Here is a 24,937-nt window from a genome sequence, read left to right as displayed (position 1 = left end):
GTCGATGGGATATTGGGCGATTCCGCCGGAGCTCGCGTGGCTCGAATGGGTGGCGGGCTCGGAGATCACACGCATCGATCCAGACGATGTGGTCAAGATCTCCGAGGTGCTGCGCGAGATCGCCGAGGAGATCCTCGAGGAGGCGATAGCGGAGGCCGACGTCGCCGCGGCGGCGGTGGTCAACGCCTATCCACAGGGGCAGGGCGGCGAGCAGATCTCCACGTCGTTGCGGTCGGTGATCCACAACGAAGATCCCAAGCACGGCTCGATCGAGTTGATGGGCAACTCGTTCAACGATCTCGCGGTCTCGGTCGACGATTTCGCCGGCGCGGTCCACTCGAATCACCTGAACGCGATCTTCTCGCTGGCCTGGCTGGCGATCGAACTCGCGCTGGCGCCGTTCGCGGGCCCGGGTGCGGGGGCCGTCTCGGCCGGCGCCATCGCCGCGACCCGCATCGCGTTCCAACGCCTGGCCCGCTGGCTGGAGGGCCGGATCATGGCCATGCTCGCCAGGACATTCCTGTCGGACACGGCCAAACAGGTGGTGGCCAAGGTCGTCTACGAGATCGTGCAGGAAGCGATCGTCGAGGTCTTCCAGGGCACCACCCAGGAGGTCGCGGTGCAGGCCATCGTCATCGGCGAGGGCCTGAACAGCCAGGGCTGGAATACCGGAGCGATCTGGGAGAACGCCTGGGTGTCCGCGCTCGCCGGTGGCGCCGGTGGTGGCGCGGGCTTCGGGTTGAACCGCGCGATGAACCGGATCGCGCCGGGGCTCATGAGCACTCGCGGCTGGCGGGGCGCCACCGGCGGCGCCATCGTCGGCACCGGAGCGGGTCTGGCCGGCGCGTTCGTCGCGGCCTGGGCAACCGGGAACTGGGATCCCCGTTCCTTCGTCGGCGGCGGTCTCTCCGGTGCCGGGCCGAGCGCGATCTCCGGGGCGCGGGGCGTGTCCCAGTCCAACGGGCCGGTGAATCCGAGCAATGAACCCCTGCGAGTCGGCACCATGCCCGGCGCCGGGCCCGGCGACGGTACGTCCCCGGTCCCGGGTCCCGACAACGCGCCCAGCACCGACCCGACGAGCACCAACAACCCTTCGACCACCGGCCAGGCGGGTGCGGCGCCCAACACCGGGGCCCCCAATTCGCCTGGTGTGACGGCGGCCAGCGCGGGCGCACCGCCCGCCACCGGCGAAACCGGAGGCGACACCGGAACTTCCGAGACCGGCGGGGATCCCGCGGCCGATCAGCAAGTGGCACCGCCGCCCACCGGTGACACGAACAGTGCTCCCGACGAAGGTAGTACGGGCGAGTCGTCCGAGACTTCGGCGCAGAATGAGGGGGCGCCCGAGGCAGGTGCGAGTTCGCCCGCGCCCGAGGCGAATTCGCCGGAGTCGAGTGCGCAGAGCGAAGCGGGTACGTCTCAGGGCGAAGCCAGTTCGGCGGAGTCGGGTGCTCCTCAGGGGGAGGTGAATTCGGCGGAGTCGGGTGCGTCTCAGGGGGAGGCGAGTTCGGCGGAGTCGGGTGCTTCTCAGGGGGAGGCGAGTTCGGCGGAGTCGGGTGCGCCCCAGGCCGAGGCAAGTTCGCCGGAGTCCGGTGCGAGCGAGGCAAGTTCACCCGAATCAGCCGCGCCCGAGGCAGACGCGAACTCGCCCGAGTCGACCGCGAATTCGCCCGAGACCGGCAGTGACGTCGGGCAGGCGAACACCGATCCCGCTCGGGCGGATTCCGGACAGTCCGCAGGCGATCCAGCCGCGCGTGCGGGCGTACCCCTGGTGGGCGACTCGGATTCGGTTGTGCCCCAATCTACTCCGCCGACCGGTGAAACCAGGTCTGCGCAGACCGCACAGCAGGGCTCGGCTGCGACCCCGGCCTTCGGCCCGAACGCCGCGCCCAATGTCGGTGCCGCTGTCCCGGGTTCGGCACCCGCGGCCGGTGCCGCGCCAACGAGCACGTCCGGCGCAGCGACACCCGGATCGACTTCGGCCGCGGCACCGCAGCAGCCCGGTGCCGCGCCGGCGCCGGGAGACTTCCGCCGGCGATCTATCGAGCCCGGTGGCCCGATCCCGGTGGACGGCGTACACCCCGCAATGCTGCCCGATGTCTCCGGCGTGCCGCCGACGACCCAACCGGCACCTGACACCGGCGCGCGGGCAACCGGCCTCGCCCCGTCCAACCATGGCGGAGCGGTCCAGGCGAACCTCACGGATTCCGAAGCCCCGCAATCCGGCCCGCTGTCCGGTGTCGACCCCGACGCGGCAGCGAGCACCCGCCAACAGCGCCAGGTGGCCGCCGATCCCGAATCCGCGACCCCGGCAACAGCTTCGCCAGATCAGGATTCGAATCAGGCGGCCCCCGCAGCGAATCGCAGCGCTGCGCCCGACCCCGATGTCGACTCGCCTGCCGATTCCGTCGATCCGCAGGCCGGTCTCACGGTTGATCCGGGTGCGGCCCTTGCCGGTGTCCCGGGCTCGCCGACCGCGGACCCGAATTCGGTTGTCCCGTCGCCGGATCGCGGCGACGCGGCGAATCCGGATGCTGATCTCGCGACTGGCCTCGATACCGGTGTTGCCGATCCGGCCGATCCCGATGCTGATCTCGCGACCGATCCCGCTGTCGATCCCGCAGCGGCGCTCGCTGTTGCCCCGGTCGCGCCGGTGGGGGGTCCGGGACGCACGCCGAGCGGACCGGATACCGATTCCGACGCGGACTCCGATTCCGATCCGGGCACGAACGCCGACCCAGATTCGCGTACGGATCCTGATTCGAGCACGAACCCCGATTCGCGAACGGACCCGGACTCCGACACGGATACCGATCCCGGCTCGAGCTCGAACCCTGATTCCGATGGCAGCCGACCCGACCCGCGTCGGGTCCTGCCGGAGGACCGGAGCGCGGCGAGCCAGGCGGAGATCGATGCGGCCGCGGCCATCCTCGAGGGGATGAAACCCGGTATGCGGGCGTCGGATCTGCTGCTCGGCGATTCCGAGACGCGGCCGGCGACGGACGCGGAGGCGCGGGCGAAGGCGGCTGACAATGCCCGGCGGTGGGCGGCGCTGAGTGACGCCGAGCGAGCCGTCCTGGTGCGGGCACACGCGGACGTGATCAGCCGAGCGCCCGGCATCGACTTCGATTCGGCCGACAGCGCCAACCGGTTGCAGATGGCAAGGGACCTGGCGGATCTCGGCTCGCGCGACAACCTGACCCGCCAGGAACGTCAGCAGTTGCGTAATCTGCGGCGCACCGTCGACGGCCTGCGACGGGCCCAGGTGCGCGCCGCGCGGCTCGATTCGAATCCGAGGGTGCGAGTACTCGCCTACGACGCCACCGCATTCGGCGGCAAGGGCCGGGCACTGGTCTGCTTCGGTGAGCCGAAGACGGCGACGCAACTGTCGGTCCATGTCAGCGGCCGGGACGGCACCGTGGCCGACATCGACGCGGTGCTTCAGACGGTCGGTGCGCGCCACGCCGCCGCCGCGGGCCGGCTGCGGGCGGGCGAATCACTGGCTTCGGTCGCCTGGCTCGGGTACGACACCCCGGGTGGGCTCCGCTCGAAGGTGACCCTGGGCACGAAGCGCGCGGCGCAGCTGCTCCGGCGTGATCTGGCGATCCTGGAGGCGACCAGGATGGGCGAGAAGCCCGCGGTCCGGGTGGTCGCGGGCGGCTACGGCGTCGATGTCATCGCGAAGGCGGGTCGCGACGGCCGGTTGTCGGGTGTAGTGGGCGATATCGTGCTGGTCGGCATTCCCGGCGATCCGATTCTGCCGTCGAAGCACTTCGGCGACGGCGTGCGCGTGTTCGTTCCGCACGAGACGAACGGGCTGTACCACCGGTGGAACGGACCGGACACCGACGTGCCGCGGGCGCTGCGGGGCCTGCCGATCGACACGATGTACCGGGTATCCGACATCGAGGCGGATCGGGCGGGGACCGCGCCGCATCTGCCGGATGTCGATCCGTCGCAACCGAATACCTCCCGTCCGGATTCGACGCGCAACCATTGCGGGCCGCTGGCGCTGTGGATGGCGGCCCGGGTCACCGGGAACCCCGCCATCACTGTTCCCGAGAGCGTCGGCGTCGACGGTATGGACTGGCGTCAGCTCGAACAGAACGCCGACGCGCAGATGACGCCGGTGTGGCGGCGCAAGCGGCTGTCCGTGGCGGATCTGCTCGGTGTCGGCCGCGCGCGTTCGGGGGAGCAGGCGATCGCAGACGCGTTGCGGCACATGGGCGGCAAGGCCGCCGTGATCGTGGTCAATCAGCAGCGCGGGCCGGTGGCCGACGGTGAACCCGGCGCGCACGCGTTCACCATGTACTACGACGCTGACACCGGCAAGGTGATGGTGTTCGATCCGCGGCGGCGTCCGGACCCGTTCGAGTACGACCCGGCCGACGTGTCCGACGCGGAGGGCACCTGGGGCATCTTCTTCAACGAGCACGGTGTGGCGACTCGCCCGCTCGGCGAAGGGGGTAGCCGCGGGCTCGCGGCCGGAAGTGGCGCGCAGAACGACGATCTCGACCGGTTCATGCCGTCGCGGGTGGGTGCGGGCGATCCGGCGGACCCGATCGCGGCGGTGCTGCGTCTGCTGGACGAATCACAGACGCCGGAGCAGCGGGACCCGGCGGTGCTCTCCGATACCGACCGCGCCCATGTCGATGACCTGGCTCGTGCGCTCGGCCTCGGCGATTCGCTGGCCGGAATCTCGAATCCGCTACGGACACTGGCGGATCTAGCTCGGACCGCGCTGCCCGCGCCCGATCCGGACGCGGGGGATCCGGCCACTCGGACGCCGGAAGTACCTGTCCCGCAGGCACTGTCGCCGGAGCTGACCCAGGCGTGGCTGTTGCGGCAGATGAACATCCCGCTCGACCTCACGCTGCGCGACCAGCTGCGGGAAGCCGTCGACGAGCAGCGCGCGCGAACGTTGTTGCGCGCCGCCGCGATCGAGGCACTGGCCGCCGCGATCGGGTCGCCGGCCACCGACGATATCGATCTCGCCGCCGCCGAGGTCGCCCGTTGGGCCGGCGCGCTCGACGTTACCGCCAACGATCTCGCCACCGACCGCGCGACAGCGAAAACGCTGGCCCGGCTGCGTGCGGAAACCCGGGAACTCGCAACGGCCTACGCCCAGCTGGCCGAAACCCCGCCGCAGCGCGGTGAATCCGGTTCGCGTGCGCCCGATCCCGCGACGCGTGGATCCGATTCCGGTTCGCGGTCACCCGATTCCGGTTCGAGGTCATCCGAATCCGCCACGCGGTCACCCGATTCCAGTTCGCGCGCACCTGAATCTAGTTCGCGCACACCAAATTCCGGTTCGAGGTCATCCGAATCCGCCACGCGGTCACCTGAACCCGGTTCGCAAGCCTCTGAGCCCAGCCCGCAGCGGCCGGAGCCCGGGACGCAGCCGACACCCACGCATAATCGTGGCCGGTGCGCCGAGCTGTCGCTACGGCTGATCCGGGCGCTGACCCGGAGCTCGGTGATCCAGCTGCCGTCCGGCGCGGTCGGATTGGACGGTATGAGCGCGGCCGAGGTGCAGGCCGCGGCGGGCGGCCGCCTGGACTCGGTGACCGGACACGACGACATCGCAGCGGCGCTGCTCGATCTGCCCGTGGGCGCTGCGGCTCTGGTCGTCGACACCTACTCCGCGCCGGTGGATGAGCACGGCGTCGGCGCGCACGCGTATGTGCTGCGGCACGAGTCGAGCGGCATCGTCGTCTACGACCCGGGCGCGGGCAGTGTGCGCGGCTTCCCGCCGAGCGTGCCCTCGGAGGTCGCCTCGACCCACATGATCCTGTTCGACGAGAACGGTGTTCCGGTGCATCCCGTCACGCCGGACGGTTCCGGCAACGTGGATCTGCCTGCGCGCATCGGTCTTTCGCTCGGCACGAACGCCGACCAGGTGCTGGGACTGCTACACGCCACGGACGTCGGCCGCGAGGCGCTGGCCGTGCTGGGGGACGACGTCACGGTCACATTCGCCGCGCCGGACCAGGACGCCGATGTCGTACTCGGCAGCTATATGTCGAGCCTGGTGATGGCCGAAATCGGTACTCGGGGACGAGATATCCTCGACCAGGCGGTGACCCTGGTGCACGAGGCCGTGCACGCGGAGATGGCGCTGGACGGTTCGACCAGCAACCGCCGCAGTCGCATCCGGCAGCTCGAGCGTGCCGACTATGTCGCGCAGATGGTCCGCGAGGAATCGATCGCCCGGGGCCGGGGCTACGAATTCGCCAGGGAACTACGGCAGCTGGGCTATCCGGTCTCGATCGCGGGTGGACCGCACGCAGAGCGGTATCTGGCGGCTTACGACGCCCGGGTCGACCAGCTCACCCGAGCGAACACCGGCCGCACCGAGGCGGAGATCAAGGTGCTCGCCCGGGAGGTGGCGGCGGCCACCATCATGGAGTACGTCGCTACTCTCTACACCGAGCACTACAGCGCGGGCTGGGATCGCGCGGTGCGCCCGGACGCCGAGATCCACACCTGGCGTTCGCTGGAGACCGAGGCCGAGGTCGCCGAGGCGGCCACGCGCGGATTCATCGCACAGCGGCGCCGCAACGAGCTGAGCCGACAGATCGACGGTCTCATCGAAAGCCTCGGCGCGCCTCGCATGGAGGTGCTCATCGAGGGCTCGCGGGAGGGGGCACTGCGCCGCCTGGCCACCGAGAACGACCGAGCCCTGGACAAATTGGCGCGCCGGCTGGGTGTGGACCGCGCCGACGTGGCTCGCGAGATGCTGCCCGATCCGGAGCTGGAGGGCCGGCGGGCCGAACTGCTCGAACGGGAGCTGCGGATCCGGCTGCTGGCCGATCTCACCGAGCGGCTCGACCTACAGACCGAGCTGGTGGGACGCGAGCGTTCGGTCGCGAATACCCTGGCCGCGCAGGATGTGCTCGCAGCCGAGCTGGGGCGGTCGGGATACGCCGGGGCGGTGCAGCTCACGCCGCGGGTCGCGCTGGTGGCCGGGGAACCGCCCCGGGTGCTCGTCGTCGGAACCAAACGCCTGCTTCCGACCGAACGCAGGACCGATCATGCTGTGGCGCTCGCCGAGGCGATGGCGACCGATCCAGAACTCGCCGCGGCGCTGCGGCATCCGGATCTCGATCTGCGCGTGCTCGAGCTCGTGCCGCCGGTGCCGGACGCGAATGTCGAGGTCTCGGTGGTGCTCGGCTCGGATGTCGGCGATATCCTCGCGCACGCGCTCGAGCTGAATCTGCGGCCCGAGTCCACGCGGACCCCGCTGGGCATGCCCAGCGATACCGCGGGCACGACCTCGGCGGACCGGATCGCGCGGGCGCGAGAGCTGTTGCGCAGCACCGAGATCGGTGTGTGGGCGGATGAATTGCTGCGGCGCGAGAACATTCGGATCGTGCACGAACTGGGCGTCGAGCCGCGCTTCTACCCGGAGCGGGTACCGCCCACGCTCGTCCTCGACTACCGGACCTCGGAGGTTCGCCAGGCCATCGACATGGTGCACGCCGCGGTGCACCTGCGTGACGCGGCCGAAGGCCGTACGCCGAATCCGCTGTCGACCGACCGGGCCGACTACGTGGCGGCGATGCTGCGACAGGAGCAGGACGCGCACACCCGCGAGGCCGACTTCGCCGCGGAGCTGCGCGCCCGCGGCCACGTCATCCCGGTGGCCGACCCGACCCAGGCCGGGGAGGTCGCGGGCCCGAAGCCACCGTCTCGACTGAACCGGTTGAGTGCGATGTTGCGGCTGCCCCGCTCCGAGTCGGCGAACCAGCAGTCCGGCGAGCACGCCGCAGCCGGTTTCGAAGGCTATCTGCGCACACCGCTCGCCGCGGACGCCCGGTACCGGGACAGCTATGCCAGGGGATGGGACTACGCCAACGGTGTGATCGCCGAGCCCGGCCCGGCCGCGACCGGCCCGCAGCCCGTCGCTACGCCGAATGCCGCTGTGTCGCAGGCGAATCTGCTGGGCGTATTCACGCCGGAGCTGGTCACGCCGAACGTCGGCGACGGACCGGAGGCGTCCGGAGCCAAGGGGCGCGCGCGGCCCGACGGTGCCGAGGTGGCCGACGGCTCAGCCGAGTTCGCGGAAACCGACGCCGCCCCGAACCCATTCGAGAACGGCGATCCCTGGCTCGTCCGAATGCGCAGGATCAAGGTCCGGCCGAATCTCTTCCTGAGCCTCGTCGGGCGGGTCTTCTTCGGGGTGCCTTTCGCGCGGGCGCGGTGGCGTTCCGATTCCGCCCCGCTCTACCGCGGCGACGACCGGGGGCCGGAGATCATCTTCCGAGAGGGGTTCCGGCCGAAGGACCCGTTCTCCAGGACAGACCTGCACATGTATGTCATGCAGAACCGCAAGTCGGCCTTCCTGAGCACCTCGCGGTCCGATGCCATCGGACTCCGGTTCGGCAAGTACATCTACGAAATCGACGCGCCGGGCGGCCTCGACGTCAACAACTCACTCGGCAAGCACGACCTCGAGGAGGAGTTGGAAGTCGCGTTCCCCGGGGGCGTGAAACGGGAATACATCCGTGGCGTGCGGTTGCTCATCGGCTATCGGGAGTTCGGCGAACTGATCCCGAATCCGTACTATCACGGCCACCGTGCGGAGACGGTCCGGGAAGGCGTCGACGGCCAGATCGGGTTGCCGCTGGGTGAGGCCGATGACCAGGTCAAATGGTTGCTCGCGCAGACTGCCGTGGGGCGCGACATCCTGGTCACCCTGGAAAGTTCCCAGGTCGCAGTCAATTTCACCGATCAGTTGCCGGATGAGATGGGCGGGCAGTACAGCCATCCCGACCTGCGAGCCGACGTGCGCGACAACGACCGGGGGCATCTCACGCGGGCGGCGACACTGGTGCACGAAGGTGTGCACGCCCAATACTCCCTGTCCGGAAAGACAGCCAATGCGCTGCACCGGATCAAACAGATGTCGCGCGAGGACTACATCGCCGCGATGGTGCGGGAGGAGGCCGACGCCAAAGGACGCGAATTCGAGTTCTTCCGTCAGCTCGAGCGCGGCGGGGTCACCGCGATCAGCGGCCACGACGAACTATTCGACATCTACTGGAAAGCGTTCGACGACTCCATTCAGAAGAATCCGGATCCCGGGACGGAAGAGGCTTACGACAAGGCGCGGGACGCCGCGATCGATGCGATATCCGACCGGGTGGGTTCGCGGCCCTGGACGAACGGCAGCAATTACCTCGACTACTACGGCAAAGCGTGGGACGACGCGCAAATCGGTATCGACCATCACCGGTGGAGCGGTCCCGAGGCCGAGGCCCAGGCCCGTGAATACGCGCGCCAGGCGATCGTGGCGAACCGGAGCCTCGAGGAACTCGGCCGCCGGCTCCTGCACGATTCGCTGCTGCCGGAGATAGCCGCCCATCAGATCGAGAACTCGGTCGGTGTCGGGCAGGCGGTCGTGGATCTGCTCGCGGCCAATCGCGCGAAATTGGCCGAGCTCGTGCAGGAAACCGGGATCGATCCGGCCACCGTGACCCGCGACATGCTGCCCGAGCCCGCACAGACCCGCCGAGCGGAGCTGCTGCGGCGTGAGCTGCAACTTCGGCTGCACTCGGATCTCCGTGACGCCCGTGCGGTGCAGCAGGCCCTGCTCGACCAGGCCCATTCGAAGATCGACGCGCTTGCGGCGCGGGACGTGCTGCTGGCCGAGGTCAGCGCGCTGCCCGACGCGCGGATCATCACCTCGAATGTAGCGCTGATCTCCGGCCCCACCCCGCGGGTGATCGTGGTCGCGCCGGATACAACGCATGCCGACGTGCTCGCGACCGCTCGGCTGCGCAGCCCGGAACTCGATGCGGCGCTCGGCAATCCCGACGTGGACGTGCAGTTGATCGCAGTTGGCCGCCCCGACGCCAATGCCAACCTCAACAGCTGGCCCGCGCCACGCGAGCTGTGGGGCATGGATGTGCTCGACCGAGCCGCCAGCGCGGTTGTCGTAGAGGCCGCCCAGGAGCGGGAGTCCGCGCCGGACCCGGCGGTCGCCTTCCCGGGGGTGCGCGCCGCCGAGGAATCGGCACGGCGCATCGAGCTGGCGCGCACGATCCTCGCGCAGACCGAGATCGGCGTGTGGGCCGATGAGGTGCTGCGCGCCAACGCGGTTCGCGTGGTGCACGAGATCGACGGCGAGCCGGGGTATCGACCCGAGCGCCGGACGGTGGTCCTGGACGTCGGCGCCTCCGATATCGAGCAGGCGGCCGCACTCGTGCACGCCGCGGCGTATCTGCACGACGCGGCCCAGGGCACGGTGCCGCATCCGTTCCAGCGCACCGCCGACGACTATGTCGACGCCATGCTGCGCCAGCGCACCCGCGCGGTAGCGGCGGAACGGACGCTGCTGGAACAACTCCTGGCCCACGACTACGCCATGTCGCAGCAGCTCGTGGTGACCGGAAGCCGGCTCGCCTCGGCGCTCGAAGCCGTCCGCGGCGGTGTCGGGCGGGCGATGCGCTCGCTGTTCGCGCGCCCGGATGCCGCACATCTCACGGATCCGATGGGGACCGACGCGTTCGTTCGGAATACCGCGCGGATTCGAGCGCAGCTGGAGGACTCGGGTCGGCTGGCCGAGTACCGGGCCGCGTTCGGCAAGACCTGGGCGGATGCGCTCGGACCGCAGCCCGCTCCCGACCCGGCCGCCGATGGGACCCACCCGAAGGTCGACGAGGAGCTCAGCGGGGTTGAGTTCGTCCCGGAGGATCTGCCGGAGGTCAGCGACCCCGATCAGGACGCACCGGTCCCGGAGACCGACGAGCCGACGGTCATCGAACCTGATCAGGCTGTTGACCCCGATCAAGCGGCCGACTCGGATCAGCCTGCTGCGCCGGAGGCCGACCCACCGCCTCCGCACGGTCAGGACGAGAACCGCGGCCGCTGCGCCGAACTCGCGTTGCAGCTGATCAGACGGCTCACCGGCAATGATTCGATCACCCTGCCGACCCGGCCGATCGGGCTCGACGGCATGACGCGCGCCGAGGTGCAGCAGGCCACCGGCGGCATGCTGCGCGCGTTCGCCGACCACGACGCGATTCGACAGCAGCTGCTCGAACTGCCCGAAGGCTCGATGGCGCTGGTGGTCGACGAGTACGCCGGTGCGGTCGACGAACACGGCGTCGGCGCGCACGCCTACCTGCTGGTCCACGAGCCGGGCGGACAGATCCTGGTCGCCGACCCGGGCGCGGGGTACACGCGCGGCTTCCCGCCGCTGGTGCCGCAGGAGCTGGGCGCCACGTTCGCGATTCTGCTCGACCCGACGGGCGAGGCGATCCATCCGCTCGGATCCGATCCCGACGCCGACCTCGCCGCAGCTTCCGAGCGGCGGATCGGGCGGGCGCTCGACTCGGTCGACGATCAGGTCCGAGCGCTGTTGCGCGGCACCGAGATCGGTGCGAATGTGTTGCGCGTATTGGACGACGCCCTGGTGCGGGTGCGGTTCGAGGCCGCCGCCGCGGACGGGCGCAGCGGCGGATTCGCCGCCGACGCGTTGACGGCCACGGTCTACACCGGCACCAATAGCCAAGTCCGCCAAGCCTTGTCGCTGGCGCACGAATCGGTACACGCCGAGCGATACCTCCGCGGTGAATCCGGCCATCTCGCCATGGACCGCGCGAGTTTCGTGCGCACCATGGTCGCCGAGGAGGCGGCGGCGATCGCGCGCTGGATCCAGCTCGCCCGCGAGTTCCGCGGCGACGACCAACTCGGCGCGTACTTCACCGACCGGCACTACCTCGAGGACGTCTACGACGCCGCGTTCACCGCCGCGCTCGAATCGGGCAGCGACACCGGGCAATCGAATGCCGAACGGGCGCACGAGCGCGCGGCCGCGGCCTTGGTCGACCAGGTCAGAACGCATGTGTGGCCGAACGGCCGGAACTACGCGGAGTATTACGGCGCCGAATGGGACCGGGCGCGCACCGATCACGCCGGGTTCTACGACGCGCCCATCGCACCGCGACCCGCGCCGCACATCGCCGCGGAGCTGCTCGCCGCCACCGCTGACCGGGCCCGGTCCCTGCGTGACCTGCTCCAGATCACGCGCGAACTCGACAGCCGGGCCGCCGAATACGGCATCGACAGCGACCGAGACGCGGAAACGCTCTACCGGGCGATCACCGATCGGCTGCGCCCGGTGCGCGACGAGATGGCCGATCCGTCGATCGCACCCGCGCGACTGGCGGAACTACGCCGAATCGCCCACGATCTGCTGACCCTCACCGATCTGACGGTGCGCCGCGAGAACGCGCATACCGAGTTCGAGCAGCACATCGACCGGCTGAACGCGCTGGCCGCCCGCGAAGTGCTCGCCGCCCACGTTCCCGAAGCGCAATCGTTCGGCGATCACTACGCCTTCGTCCCCGGGGAACCGAACCGAATCATCATCGCCGGTAAGGCTTTCCAGCACCAGGCGCTGCGCGACGCGGTCGCGGCGGACCCGCGGGTGCGTGCGCTCCTGCGTAGCGGACCGGTCGAATTCGAGCACCTCTCGCTGGACATCGACGACGCCGGTCAGGTCCGCGCCCGCCCCGCCACCTCGATCGATCCGCAGGTCATCGAATCCAACGGCCGGATCGTCACGGAACCGGAGCTGGCCGCCACCGCGACCCGGCAGCGGCTCGAACCGATCATGGCCTACCTGGCGACCAGCCCGGTCGGCGCCTGGGCAATCGAAACCCTGCGCAAGCACGGGATCACCATCGAGCACAGTTCCGGCGGGCCCACGCGACTGTTCCCCGCGCGGCGGGCGCTGGTCATCGACGCGGGCGCCACCGACGCCGCACACCTGCGCGCTCTCGTCAGCGGCGCGATCCACGCCGATATCGCGGGCAAGCAGGACGCCGCCGTCGACGCCCGGGACCGAATGCGTTCGGAGCGGCAGGATTACATCGATCGCAAGATCGACGAGGAAACCACCGCCCGCGTCTGGGAGATCGTCGCCGCGGTGCAACTGCCCGGCGCGGTCGATCTCACCGCGGCCGACCAGGCATATCTCGATGCCTACCGGCAGGCGCGCGCGGCGGCGAGCGAAAGCGGCGTCCTCGCGGCGGAATGGGATGCCATCGCGGCCCAGGCCGGTTTCGACGCGCTGCGTCCCCTGGTCGCGGCCGACCAGCCCGCGGGTTCCGACCTCACCAATACGGAGTTCTACGACCGGGCCTGGCGTGCGTCGCACGGCGCGATCGACGCCGATGCGTCAGGCCGGGACGGGTACCGGCCCGAGACGCCGGATCTGCTGAACGACGAGAGCGCACCGGCCCCGGCCCCTGCCGAGCCCGTTCGCCTCACCCCGGCGGTCGATGACGAATGGACGAATCTGACCCCGAAGCAGGTCGGCGAGCACCTCGCCGACGTCACCGGGCTGAAGGTGTTCGGCTTCGACCTGCCGAACCTCGACCCGGAAACGGTGCGCGAATTCGCGCGCGGTGTGGTCGATATGCGCGCCGCCCATCCGCGAACCGACCTGCGCAGTGTGGGCATCGGCAAGCTGGACGGCGATCCGTTCGCACAGGCACAACCGCGCCGGGACCGCACCACCGGCAAGCTCTACACCGACTCGATCACACTGAACTACCGGCACGCCTCCGATCCGGCGTATTTCACCGAGCGCCTGCGCCTGCGGGTCGAGGAGGGGCGGTTCCACGCCGTCATCCTTGCCCGCCCCGCCTACAGCGTGTTCGTGCACGAGTTCGGGCACGCGCTCGACTACGCCAGCGGCCGTTCGTTGCACACCACGCTCGAAGACCAGCTGTTGCGGCATTACCGTCGGACGCACACGCCCGCCACCATCGCGGGCTATGCGAGCTGGCTGAGCCAGCTCAGCGGGTACAGCTTCGAACACGGCATGCTGAACACTCCGGAGGCACTGGCCGAGGCCTTCCTGGACGTCACGCTCAACGGCCGCAATGCCAGCGAACCCGCGCGGCTGCTGTATCGGATGCTGACCGAAGCCGCCGAGCAGGCCACCGGCGGCGACCGGAGCGCGAACTCTGGTCCGGACCGCCTCGGCGACGAGGCCGCGTCGACGCCGGATCCGAATTCGGTTGGGGGAGTAGGGAAACCGCCCGGCGAGCCCACGGCCGCCGAACCGCGCGATCCCGGGCGCCCGCGGCCGAAAACCGGTGCGAGCCGACCGCACACCATCGATGTCGGTGACGCGGGTCTACCGGTACACCTGGTCGACGACGGCCGCGGCGGCTGGCGGGTCGAGCCACCCGCGCCGCAGCCGGAAACTGCTGCAACCGTAGGCAATTCGGCGCTGCCCAGCGCGGAGCCGCCGACCGTGCCCGAGCGTCGCCCGAACTTCCTGCGCCGCAAGTGGGCCGAGTTGCGTGCCGGATTCGGCGGGCACAACCCGAAGTACCCCTCGGGCTCCGGACAAGACAGCGCGGGGCAGTCGGTGCTCGCCTACCAGGCGGACGTTCCGGTGGTCAAGCACACGCCACAGGGCGATGAGCTACAGACCAAGTTCAACCCGGCGCGCATCCTCAAAGAGGGGGTGACGATGTGGCAGAGCCGGGAGCTCATTCCGTTCCTGAAGAAACTGACCAGCCGCATCCCCGACTCGGCGGCCGACGCGCCACCGGCGCGACTACGCAACGGCGAGGAATATCGGCCATGGCTGGACGAGGCCGACCCGGCGCAGGTGCGCCGCGAGCACGGCGTCGACGTCGACGAGCTGCGCCGCCAGGCCGATGCCGAACAACCGACCCGGGAGATCCCGTCCCCCGCTCCGAAACCCGAACGGCACCAGCCGAATCCGAACGCCACCGGCCGATTCGCCGAACTGGCCCAGGAACTGGCCGATGCCGCGAACCGGCGCACCGACCTCGCGGCCGACCTGATCGCCGCCGCCCGCGCCCTCGGCGCGGACCTCGGCCCCGAAGTCACCCCGGAGACCGCGCGGCGCGCCTTCCAGGTGCTGCGCTACCAGCAGGCCCGCCGCCTCGGCGCGCTGGCCGGGCTCGCCGAGGCCGCCGCCCGCTACGACGCCGAGAACCGCCGCATCCCGTTCAGCACCGAGGTCAGTTTCTTCGACACCGACCCGATGACCCGGTTCCTGCGCGAGGTCATCCGCGCCAACGACCGGCCCACCACGGTGCTCGACTGGGACGGCGTCAACAATGGCGGCGAACCCGGCCGGGACTGGGGCGATCCCAACTACACCGATCAGCCCGGCCTCGACCAGGGCCGGCCCGGCTACTTCGAGAACGCCCTGCGCCGCGACCAGATTCGGGACGAGCGCGCCGTCTGGGCGCAACTGCTCGGCAGCGACCTGAGCCAGCTCGACACGCATCCGCGGCGCACGCTGGCCGCGGTGCTCGATCAGATCCGCGCGCAGGCCCGCGGACTCGCGGACTTCGAACAGCGGCTGACCGCCTTCCTGGATTCGGACGCCGGGGTCGACCAGGCCACCCGCAAGCTGGCCGAGCTGGGACTGCGGGCCTCGGTCGCGGCCGACGGCGGCTTCGAGCTGCCCGATGTGGACGGCATCGCCATCCTGCCCGGCGCACCCGGGCAGCGGCCGAAACTGCTGGTATTCGACGCCGGGCTCGACCACGAACGGGTACTGGCCGACGCGCTGCGGGCTCATCCGCAGCTCGCGGAGGCGGTGAACGACGGGCTGGTCGATGTGGTGCACCGCATCTCGCACGTCGATCTGGACGGATCGCTCCGGCTGCTCGACGCCGAACCCGTTGCTGTGCAACATATCCGGGAACAGGTCGGCGGACGCGAGTTGGCCGTCACCCTGGTCCGGGAGCCGGACGGGGCATGGCGGCCGGTCTACGACGACGCGGTCACGACCCGCGACCAGCGCACGCCACTGCTGCCGGATGGACTGTCCAGCAACGAAGTCGACGTGGCCCGCCGGCAACTGGTGCGGCGCCTCGGCATCTCGGACACCGACCTTGCCGACCCTGCGGCGCTCGCGCGACGCATCGAACAGCTGCGATCCGAGAACGCGATCCGCGCCGCGCAGATCGAAGCCATCATCGACTACGGGCGCACCGCATGGGATATCGATGATTTCCACGCCAGCGACGACGCCCGCTCCCAGCTGGCGCACCGGGTGGACATGCATTCCGATCAGCTGACACCCGAGCGGATGGCGCGTGGGCTGACCGATGAGCGGATCGGAAAGGCGCGCCGGCGTCAAGCGGCCGAAGACCTCGTCGCGTACGCGCACCTGATGCGCGATATCGACGCCGATGTGGTGATCGCCGCCCGGAACCGGCTCGCCGAGCGCCTGGGGGTGGGTACGCGCCGAGGCCGGTTCCCACGGGATCTGTTGCCGCGCAACTACAAGAACGACGACATGCGCTACCGGGCGGACGCCACCCGGATCGACCCGAAGCGGTTGCACAAGGCGATCTCCAAGCTCGCGCGCCGCGAGAGCGAACACGCGAATCTCCGGAATGCGCTCGCCGAGTTCTATCGGACGATCAACGCGCTGGACCGTTACGATCCGGTCGGGCGCGGTGCGGACCTCGTCGATCCGCGCGTGACCGATGGCGAATTCCCGGTGCACGACAAGGCGATCGCGCATCTGCTCGATCTGGTCGGCAATCTGGATGTGCTCGCCGACGCGGTTGAGGGCGCGAATATCCTGGACCGCTTCGGCATTCTTGGCCAGCACACCGGTCCCGAACCCGACACCCGTGCCAATCCCGACTTCACCCGCACGGTCGGTGTCGAACTGCCCGACCCGGTGCGGCCCGATGATCCTCCGGAGGTGGCCGAGGAGAAGGCGAAGCGGTGGGCCAAGGTCTACGAGGTCTACCGGGACGGCAAGATCGATCAGAAGGAACGGCTCAAGCCGGCGCAACTGGCCGAGGTGCAAGCCCAGCTGCGAAGTGAAACCCAGCGTCGCTCCGACGATCTCGACCTGCTCGAGGCGCTGAACGAACGCGCCGCCGACCTGGCGGCCGCGGCGCAGCGACCCGCCCTGATCGCCCGTCTCCTGGCCGATCAGGCAACCGCGCGCGCGGAACGCGATGCCGCCCGCGCCGCCCTCGACGCCGCCACCGCCGCGTTCCGCCAGCACCCGGACTCCGAATCCGCCGCCGTCCTTGGCGCCGCCGCCAAGCGCTACACCGATGCCGAGACCGAACTCCAGCGCATCACAGCGGAACTCGCGGCCACCCAGCCCGTGACCCCACCCCCGGGCCCGCCGCCCGCAGACCCCGACACCCCGACCCTGCCCCTCGGCCTGCGCACCGGGAACCCGGATTCAGTGGTGACACAACCACTTCCGCCGATCGATCCGCGGGTGCCGTGGGCGCAGCCGCCGGTCGACCCACGCGTGGCCTGGGCACAGCCCCCGGTCGATCCGCGGGTGGCCTGGGCGCAGCAATCGGACAACCCGACCCTGCCGTTGGGCACGCCGACAGACGGTGTGGGTACGGATGATCCGACCGTCCCGCTCGGGCCCAACGGTGGTGGGTCCGGTCCGAAGTCGCCGGTTGATCCGCGGGTGGCTTGGTCGCAGCCACCTGCCGATGGTGAGGGTGCGCAGTCGGTGGAACTCGGTGCTCCGCCGGTGATTTCAGGGCAGGGCGGGGGCGGCGGGAAGCCGCCCGTGGCGCCGCCGATGGCTGCGGGCGACGCGGACGACGCGGACGGGCCCGATGCCGATCTCGCGCGCCGGGTCACCAACCGGCTGGCAGCCGAGAATGTCGCCGCGGTACGGGAATTGGATGCGGCGCGAACAGCGCGCGCGGAGGCGATGGATGGTCTTCCTGTCCAGGAAAGTGATCTGACCCAGGTCGCGCTGGACGGTACCGTCGAACGGCTCGGTCGCGAGCTGCCCGACCAGGCGGCGCGGATCGCAGCGCTGCGTGCGGCCGCGATCCGGTTCAACCAGGCCGAATCGGTGCTGGAGGTGCTGGACCGGGCGGTCGCTCAGGCGATGGAACGCGAGGCTCTGGCCGAGGCGGGCGCGAACCGGATCGACAATACGGTCGGCGTCGTCCCCGGCGAACCTCCCCGCATAGTGGTCGTCGGCTGGAACGCCCCCGGCGACGTCCGCGCCGATCTCGCCGCGCGCTACCCGGAACTGCGCGCCCTGCTGTCGAACCCGGACCTCGTGATCCGCCACATCGAGATCACCTACGGCGACGACGGCCGAATCAGCTACCGCCACACAGACTTCGGCCCGGAGTCGACGGCTGTCTCTGCCCCAGCGGATCCACAAATCACCGACAGCGCAGAGGGCTCTGTCGGTTCGCAAACCGGCGATGACGCAGGGGAGTCTGGCGGTTCGCAAGCTGATGGCGGCACTGGGGATTCTGTCGGTTCGCAAGCTGATGGTGGCACTGGGGATTCTGTCGGTTCGCAAGCTGATGGTGGCACTGGGGATTCTGTCGGTTCGCAAGCTGATGGTGGCACTGGGGAGTCTGGCGGTTCGCAAGCTGATGGTGGCACTGGGGAGTCTGGCGGTTCGCAAGCTGATGGTGGCACTGGGGAGTCTGGCGGTTCGCAAGCTGATGGCGGCGCAGGGGAGTCCGGTGGAACGCAAAACGGCAGCGGCGCAGTCGATTCCGATGACCCGCGAACCGCTAGCGGCGCGCGGCAATCCCTGGATCCGCGAACCGCTGCCGAATTCGAGGCGCTGCGGCAGCGCACCCAGCAGCGTTTCGATGACGCGATGGCCGAGATCCAGCGGCAGGTCGACCAGGCCCGCGAAGCGCTCGACGAGGTGCGGGACGGGGCCGGAGAGACGCCTGCTCCGCAGCCGCCGGGGACCGCCCCCGATCCGGCGGCGGAATTCGAGGCCATCCGTCAGCGCACCGCGGCCCGGGTGCAGGAAGCGCTGGACGCGATCCGGCGCCGCGCCGCCGCGGCCCGCCAGGCTCTGAACAGCGAGTTCGAACTTCGTATGCGCCAGCTCGATGAGGCGCTGGCCGAGCACGAGCGCCGCCGGGCCGAGTTGGACGGTGAGCCCCGAAACCCGGACACCGCAGCCGAATTCGAGGCGCTGCGGCAGCGCACCCAGCAGCGTTTCGACGACGCGATGTCCGCGATCCAGCAGCGCGTCGACGAAGCACGCCGAGCCCTCGACCAACTGCAGGGCCGCACCGAGGATACCCCCGAGAACCAGCAGGCCTTCGACAACCGCCTGCGCGAATTCGACGAAGCCTTGGCCGAGCAGCAGCGCCAGGCCGCGGAGCTGGACGGAACCCAGACCGAGGGCGAACCTTCCGCCCCGCCCAACTCGCCACCGCAGCAGCCCGGAGCCGCCCCGGCCAACCAGAACCCGCCCGTCGAACCGCCACAGCCTGGCGACGAGGGCGAGGCCACCCCGCCTCCCGCAACTCCGAAGCCCCCGACCTCCGGCCCCGGGAGCGCGGGCGTCACCGTACCTCCGGCCGCGGCCCCGTCACCTGTGCAGTCGGGTCCGGCTGGTCCGTTGCAGTCCGAGAGTGAAGCGCTTGCGGCTGGTTCGTCGTCTGTGCAGTCTGGTCCGGCAGGCTCACCGCAGTCCGAGGGCGAACTCTCCGGCCCGCTTAACTCGGCACCACCACAGCCCGGTGCCGCCCCGGCCAACCAAAACCCGCCGGGCGACGAGGGTGAGGCCACCCCGCCTGCCGTAACTCCGAAGCCTCCGACCTCCGGGCCTGGCAGCGCGGGCGTCACCGTACCTCCGGCTGCGGACCCGTCGTCTGTGCAGTCGGGTCCGGCTGGCCCACCGCAGTCCGAGGGTGGGGCGCTTCCGGCGGGCCTGTCACCTGCGGAGTCCGGCTCGGCGGGCGCATCGCAGTCCGAGGGTGAAGCGCTTCCGGCGGGAGCGTCACAGCAGCCGCCCGGCTCGGCCACTCCGGCGCAACCCGAGGGCGTGACGCCTGCGCCGGAACAGGCTGCGGAAGAGCTCGAGTCGTCTCGGCAGCAGGAGGGGCGGTCCGCGCAGCCGATGGCGGACCCGGCGGATCTGACCCCCGAGGCGCGGGCCGAGCTGGAGCGGTTGCGGGGGGAGCGAGCCGAGGCGGTCGCCCGGCGCGAGGAACTGCGGGATATTCGCGATGTGCTCGCCGGGCTGATGGCCGACGCGGAGCCCGGCGGACCCGAGACCGCGGCGCTGGCCCGGGCGACCGAGCGGCTCGCCGCGGCCGAGGCCGAGGTGGCTCGGCTGGACGCCGAGATCGTCGAGCAGCAACTCGCCGGGACGCCCGAGGCGGTCTATCAGGAGTTGATGCGCAAGCGGGCGCAGCTCGCGGCGGAACGGGCGTTCTGGCGGGCGAAGCGCGATGACCGGTTCTCCCGGTTCAGCGACATCCCGCTCCCGATCCGTGACCCGCAGCGGGCATTGAACCAGGCGAACCTGGCGACCACCCTGCAGCAGCTCGAGAACGGCATCGTCCGTACCCGCGATATCCACGGAACTGGCGAGGAAAGCCCCACGCGAGCAACCGAATTGGTCGGTCCCGCCGAACTCGCACGCCGTCGTGAACAGATCTTCAACCTGCAGGACGCGGCGCAGCGGTTCAACGACGCCGATTCCGAACTGGCCGAACTGGACCGCCAGATCGCCGCGCTCGGTCGCGTCGGAGTCGCGGAACCGGAACTGTCGCAGCAGGTTCGACAAGAACTCGACCGCCTCGCCCGAGACCGCGCGAAGGCCGTGCTCGAATGCAAACCGTGGCGCCTGATGCGCGCCGACCTGGCGCGGCGACTCCGGATCGACGAAAGCCGCCTCGGCCGAGATGAACTCGACGCCGCCCTGGACGAGGTGGCTGGCCGCACCGTGCTCGCCGACCAAGTCGCCGAGCACGGCCGCCGGATCGAGCTACTGCGTCAGGCGGCGACCCGGGTCAATCAGTTCGACCAGCTGGTGCATCGAATCCAGGGCCAGATGGCGGAATTGACCGGTGCGGGCCACGACCTGTTCGCCGCCCTCGGCGCGCGGGTCATCGACACCGACGGCCCACCGCGTGTCGGGATCGTCTCGGGCAATCCGTCGCGCATCATCGTGATCGCCCCGATCGGCCCCTACCATCGTTCGCGTCTGGACCACGACGCGGCGCTCGCCCAGGCGATCCGGACGGATCCGGTTGTCGCCCACGCCATGACCCGGCCCGACGCGAGCATCGAATACCACTGGATCGTCGCTGATCGCGAGACTCCCGTGCGCACCGCCCGCATGAACGGTCCTCGTCGTGAGTTCGTCACCCTGCCGGCGATGGGCGGCCGTCCGCCGCTGCGGATCGTGCGCTGGCAGGACGGTGCCGGCGACTGGCATGCGCTGGACCCGAATGTCGGCGAATCCGGCGGTGACGGCGCGACCGTGCCGAAGGAATTCAAGGAACGTGATCTGCCCGAAGGCGTCTCCGGCTGGGGTATGGCCCCCGTCGAGGCCGCGCTCGTCGACCCGTTCGTGGATAACGGCCCGGGCGTGAACAAGGCGTTCCTGCCGGCGATTCCGGGCGGCGACCCGATCGACAACGGTATGCAGACCTACGACCTGCCGTTCGCCGACCTGTGGTACAACATCCTGCGGCTCACACTGGAACCGGCGAAACTGTTCGGGTTCACCTGGTTCAACGACAAGGAGCATCCCGGCCGGATCAAACCGGGCTTCAAGGGGCACCCCTGGTTCCGGGCTCCGCGGCGGGATGTGCAGCCGATGGCGCGGGAATTCAATATCGCCGAACGCGCCTCGGATGACGAGCTGGGCGAGTTGTTCCAACAGCGACAGCGTGCCGAGCGGGCAGCCTGGAAGCGGGTGCAGGACTGGGCTGATGCCGAGTACAACAAATTCCGCGGCGACGACAGCGATATCGACAAGATCACCGGCAATCTGAACGACCATCCGGCCGCGCAGGGTGCGGGGCGTGCCGTGCGGGCCGCGGTTCTCGTCGATGTGATCGCGAATGTCGTCGACGACCACCTCGCCGGGCTGATCGAGGTGACCACGCGCCGGCCGGATGATCCCGGCCCCGACCTGAGTCGCGCCGTCGACGCGATCACCGGCCACCTGGATCACGAAAGGCCCGGTGACGCAGCACGATTGGTGCACGATATCCGGGACGCGCTGATGGGGCTGCGGCCCGATCGCGCCGAGATCGCGCGCGCTGTCGCCGAACGGTTGGACAGTTCGGTCGCCGCGTTCTCCCGGGAGGAGATCGCGCAGATCAAGAAGCATCTGATGGAGGAGTTGTATCTGCGCGTCGACCCGCGCGACGGTGTCACGCGGCGTCTGCCGTTGGACGCGGTCGCGGATGTGGCCGAAGCGTGGAACCGGCTGATCGCGGGTGGTGACAGCATCCTGCCCGCCGACATCCTGATGCTGCAGGACGCCCTGGCCGAATCGAACTACCTGCGCGCCCACCCGTACGGCGCGACCTGGCGCGACGCCAACCAGTACGCCATTCGAATCGGCTTCGACTGGGACGCCGCGCGCCCACCCCTCACCGACTGGCGCAAGGGAATCAAATACGCCCCAGCCGACCTCCGCCCCCCCGACCTCCTCCCCCCGCCCCCCTCCCACAGCGCCCTCCCACCTGGGCCCCCACTCCCACCTGGGCCTCCGCTCCCACCTGGGCCTCCGCTCCCACCTGGGCCTCCGCTCCCACCTGGGCCCCCGCTCCCACCTGGGCCCCCGCTCCCACCTGGGCCGCCGCTCCCACCTGGGCCGCCGCTCCCACCTGGGCCGCCGCTCCCACCTGGGCCGCCCCCGACCACCCCGGAACCCGTTGCACCGGAAGACGTCGACACACAGCCTGTGGCGTCCCCCGACAAGTCGACCGTCGTGCTGCCGTCGCCGGATGATGTCGACACCCAACCCGTCGACCCCCGGACTGTGCACTGGCCCGGTGGCGTGACGCAGGAGTCCGCGCCGCAGTCCGGTGATGAGTCCGAGCAGACCGGCGCACAACCCGATGACGCGGCGAACGAGGTTACTCAGCCTGTCGACCCCCGCACTGTGCACTGGCCGGGTGGCGTGCGGCAGGAGTCCGCGCCGCTGCCCGGTGTCGAGGCCGACGAGTCTGATGGTGGTGTGGATCGCAAGTCGGAAGGTGCTGGGCCGCAGGGTCTTCAGCAGTCCGCGCCGCTGACTGGCGGCGAGTCGGAGCAGAGCGGTGCTACCGGCGCGCAGCCGGAGGTTTCCGGGAACGAGGCCACCCAGCCAACCGATCCCCGGACGGTGCAGTGGCCTGGCGGGGGATCGCAGGAGTCTGCGGAGGCTACCCAGCCGACCGATCCTCGCGCCATCCAGCAGTCGGATGGTGTGGCGGAGGAGCCCGCATCGCTGCCCGGTGAGGCTGGCGACGATGCGGGCGTCGGTAGCCGGGAGTCAGAAAGTGGTGGGGCACAGGGCGTTCCGGCTTTGGATCCGCAGACCATCCAGGGGTCTGATGGGGAATCGGAGACCGGTGGGGCGGGGCCTTCGCCGACGGGTGATAGGGGAGGTGATCCCGGCGCGGATTCCGGCGACGGGGCGAATCGAGGACGGACCGACTCTGGGGAGAGGTCCGGTGGGCGGGCCGAGGGTGGGCCGCGGATTACCGGTCCCGATGGGGGAGCGCGGGCTGGGCTATGGGCGGGTAGTGGCGCGGAGGAGGAGCGTGAGCCGCGCTTGACGCGACCCGTGCCGCCGTTCCCGCCGGTTCCGCACCTGCCAGGTCCGCCGAAGCCGCCGGTCCCGCCAGGGCCGCAACCGCCTGCGCCGCCGAAGCCGGAGCCGCCAGGGCCGCAACCGCCCGCGCCGCCGAAGCCGGTGCCGCCGAAGCCGGTGCCGCCGAAGCCGGAGCCGCCCAAGCCGGAGCCGCCCAAGCCGGAGCCGCCCAAGCCGGAGCCGCCGAAACCGGAGCCGCCCAAGCCGGAGCCGCCCAAGCCGGAGCCGCCCAAGCCGGAGCCGCCCAAGCCGGAGCCGCCCAAGCCGGAGCCGCCCAAGCCGGAGCCGCCGAAACCGGTGCCGCCCAAGCCGGAGCCGCCGAAACCGGAGCCGCCGAAACCGGAGCCGCCCAAGCCGGAGCCGCCGAAACCGGAGCCGCCGAAACCGGTGCCGCCCAAGCCGGAGCCGCCCAAGCCGGAGCCACCGAAACCTCCGCATCTTCCAGAGTTGCCGGAACTCCCAGAGTTGCCGGAACTTCCGGATCTGCCGGAGCTTCCGGGCTTACCGGATCTGCCGAAGCCTCCGGACCTGCCGAAGCCTCCGGACCTGCCGAAGCCTCCGGATTTGCCGAAGCCTCCGGGCCTACCGGGCCTACCGGGCCTACCGGACCTACCGGACCTGCCGAGTCCTCCGGCACCTCCGGAGAACTCGCATGCGCCAGGGACATCGGGTGAGTCGACGCCGCCGCGGCCGCCATATGGGAGCGGTAATCCGATCGCGCCGCCGGTGCCGGGCTACTCGGAGGGCCCGCAGTGGACCTCACCGAATGGCGGGTCCGGGAACCCGGGAGGCACCGGTGGGGTTCCGCCCATGCCGCCGCCCATGCCGCCGGCGGGTGGCTCGGGGGCCAATGGGTCCGCGGGAAGGCAACGCTCGCGGGCGTTTCCGCGGGTGGCCGCGTACGGCAATGGTCAGGCACAGCACGACAGTGGTGCGCACCGGGCGTCGGGGCTGTTGGTGCGGTCACATGCCGGGGCGGGGGAGTTCGCCGACTTCGAACCGGGGACCGGGACGTTGCGCGGCGGTGCGGAAGGGGCCGGGTCGGTGGCGGGGCTGTACGGCAGTGTCGGTCCGGTGGGCATGGTGTTCTACCGGGAGGCGGGCCGGCTGCTGTTGCGCGCCGGCGAGCGGGTGGTCGATCTGGACGGACAGCAGGTCTCCGCCCATTGGCAGCGCACCGACGAGCAGACGAACCGTTTCATGCTGACCGTGTCGGGTGCAGTCGCGTGCGATGTCTATTACCGTGCGGTTCTTCCGGACCTGGATTTCGGGTTGCTGATCCGCGATGTCCTGTCCGACCCAGTCCGCCGAACCCGCATCTTCACGTCCTGA

General features: G+C 70.4%; 1 protein-coding gene. It reads left to right on the top strand.

The features are described 5' to 3' along the window. Positions 1–4: 4 nt before the first annotated feature. Positions 5–24,937: a hypothetical protein gene (locus ACFVMC_RS02035; RefSeq protein WP_379206027.1), complete on the top strand. Its 24,933-nt coding sequence runs from the start codon at positions 5–7 to the stop codon at positions 24,935–24,937.

This window comes from Nocardia sp. NPDC127579, assembly GCF_042672005.1.
Taxonomy (GTDB): domain Bacteria; phylum Actinomycetota; class Actinomycetes; order Mycobacteriales; family Mycobacteriaceae; genus Nocardia.
The sequence above is the reverse complement of the archived record's forward strand: the minus strand, read 5'-3'. Positions and strand labels throughout refer to the sequence as shown.

Coding starts and splice junctions, on each gene's coding strand:
- ACFVMC_RS02035 (WP_379206027.1), top strand. CDS start 5: ATGGGATATTGGGCGATTCCGCCGGAGCTCGCGTGGCTCGAATGGGTG.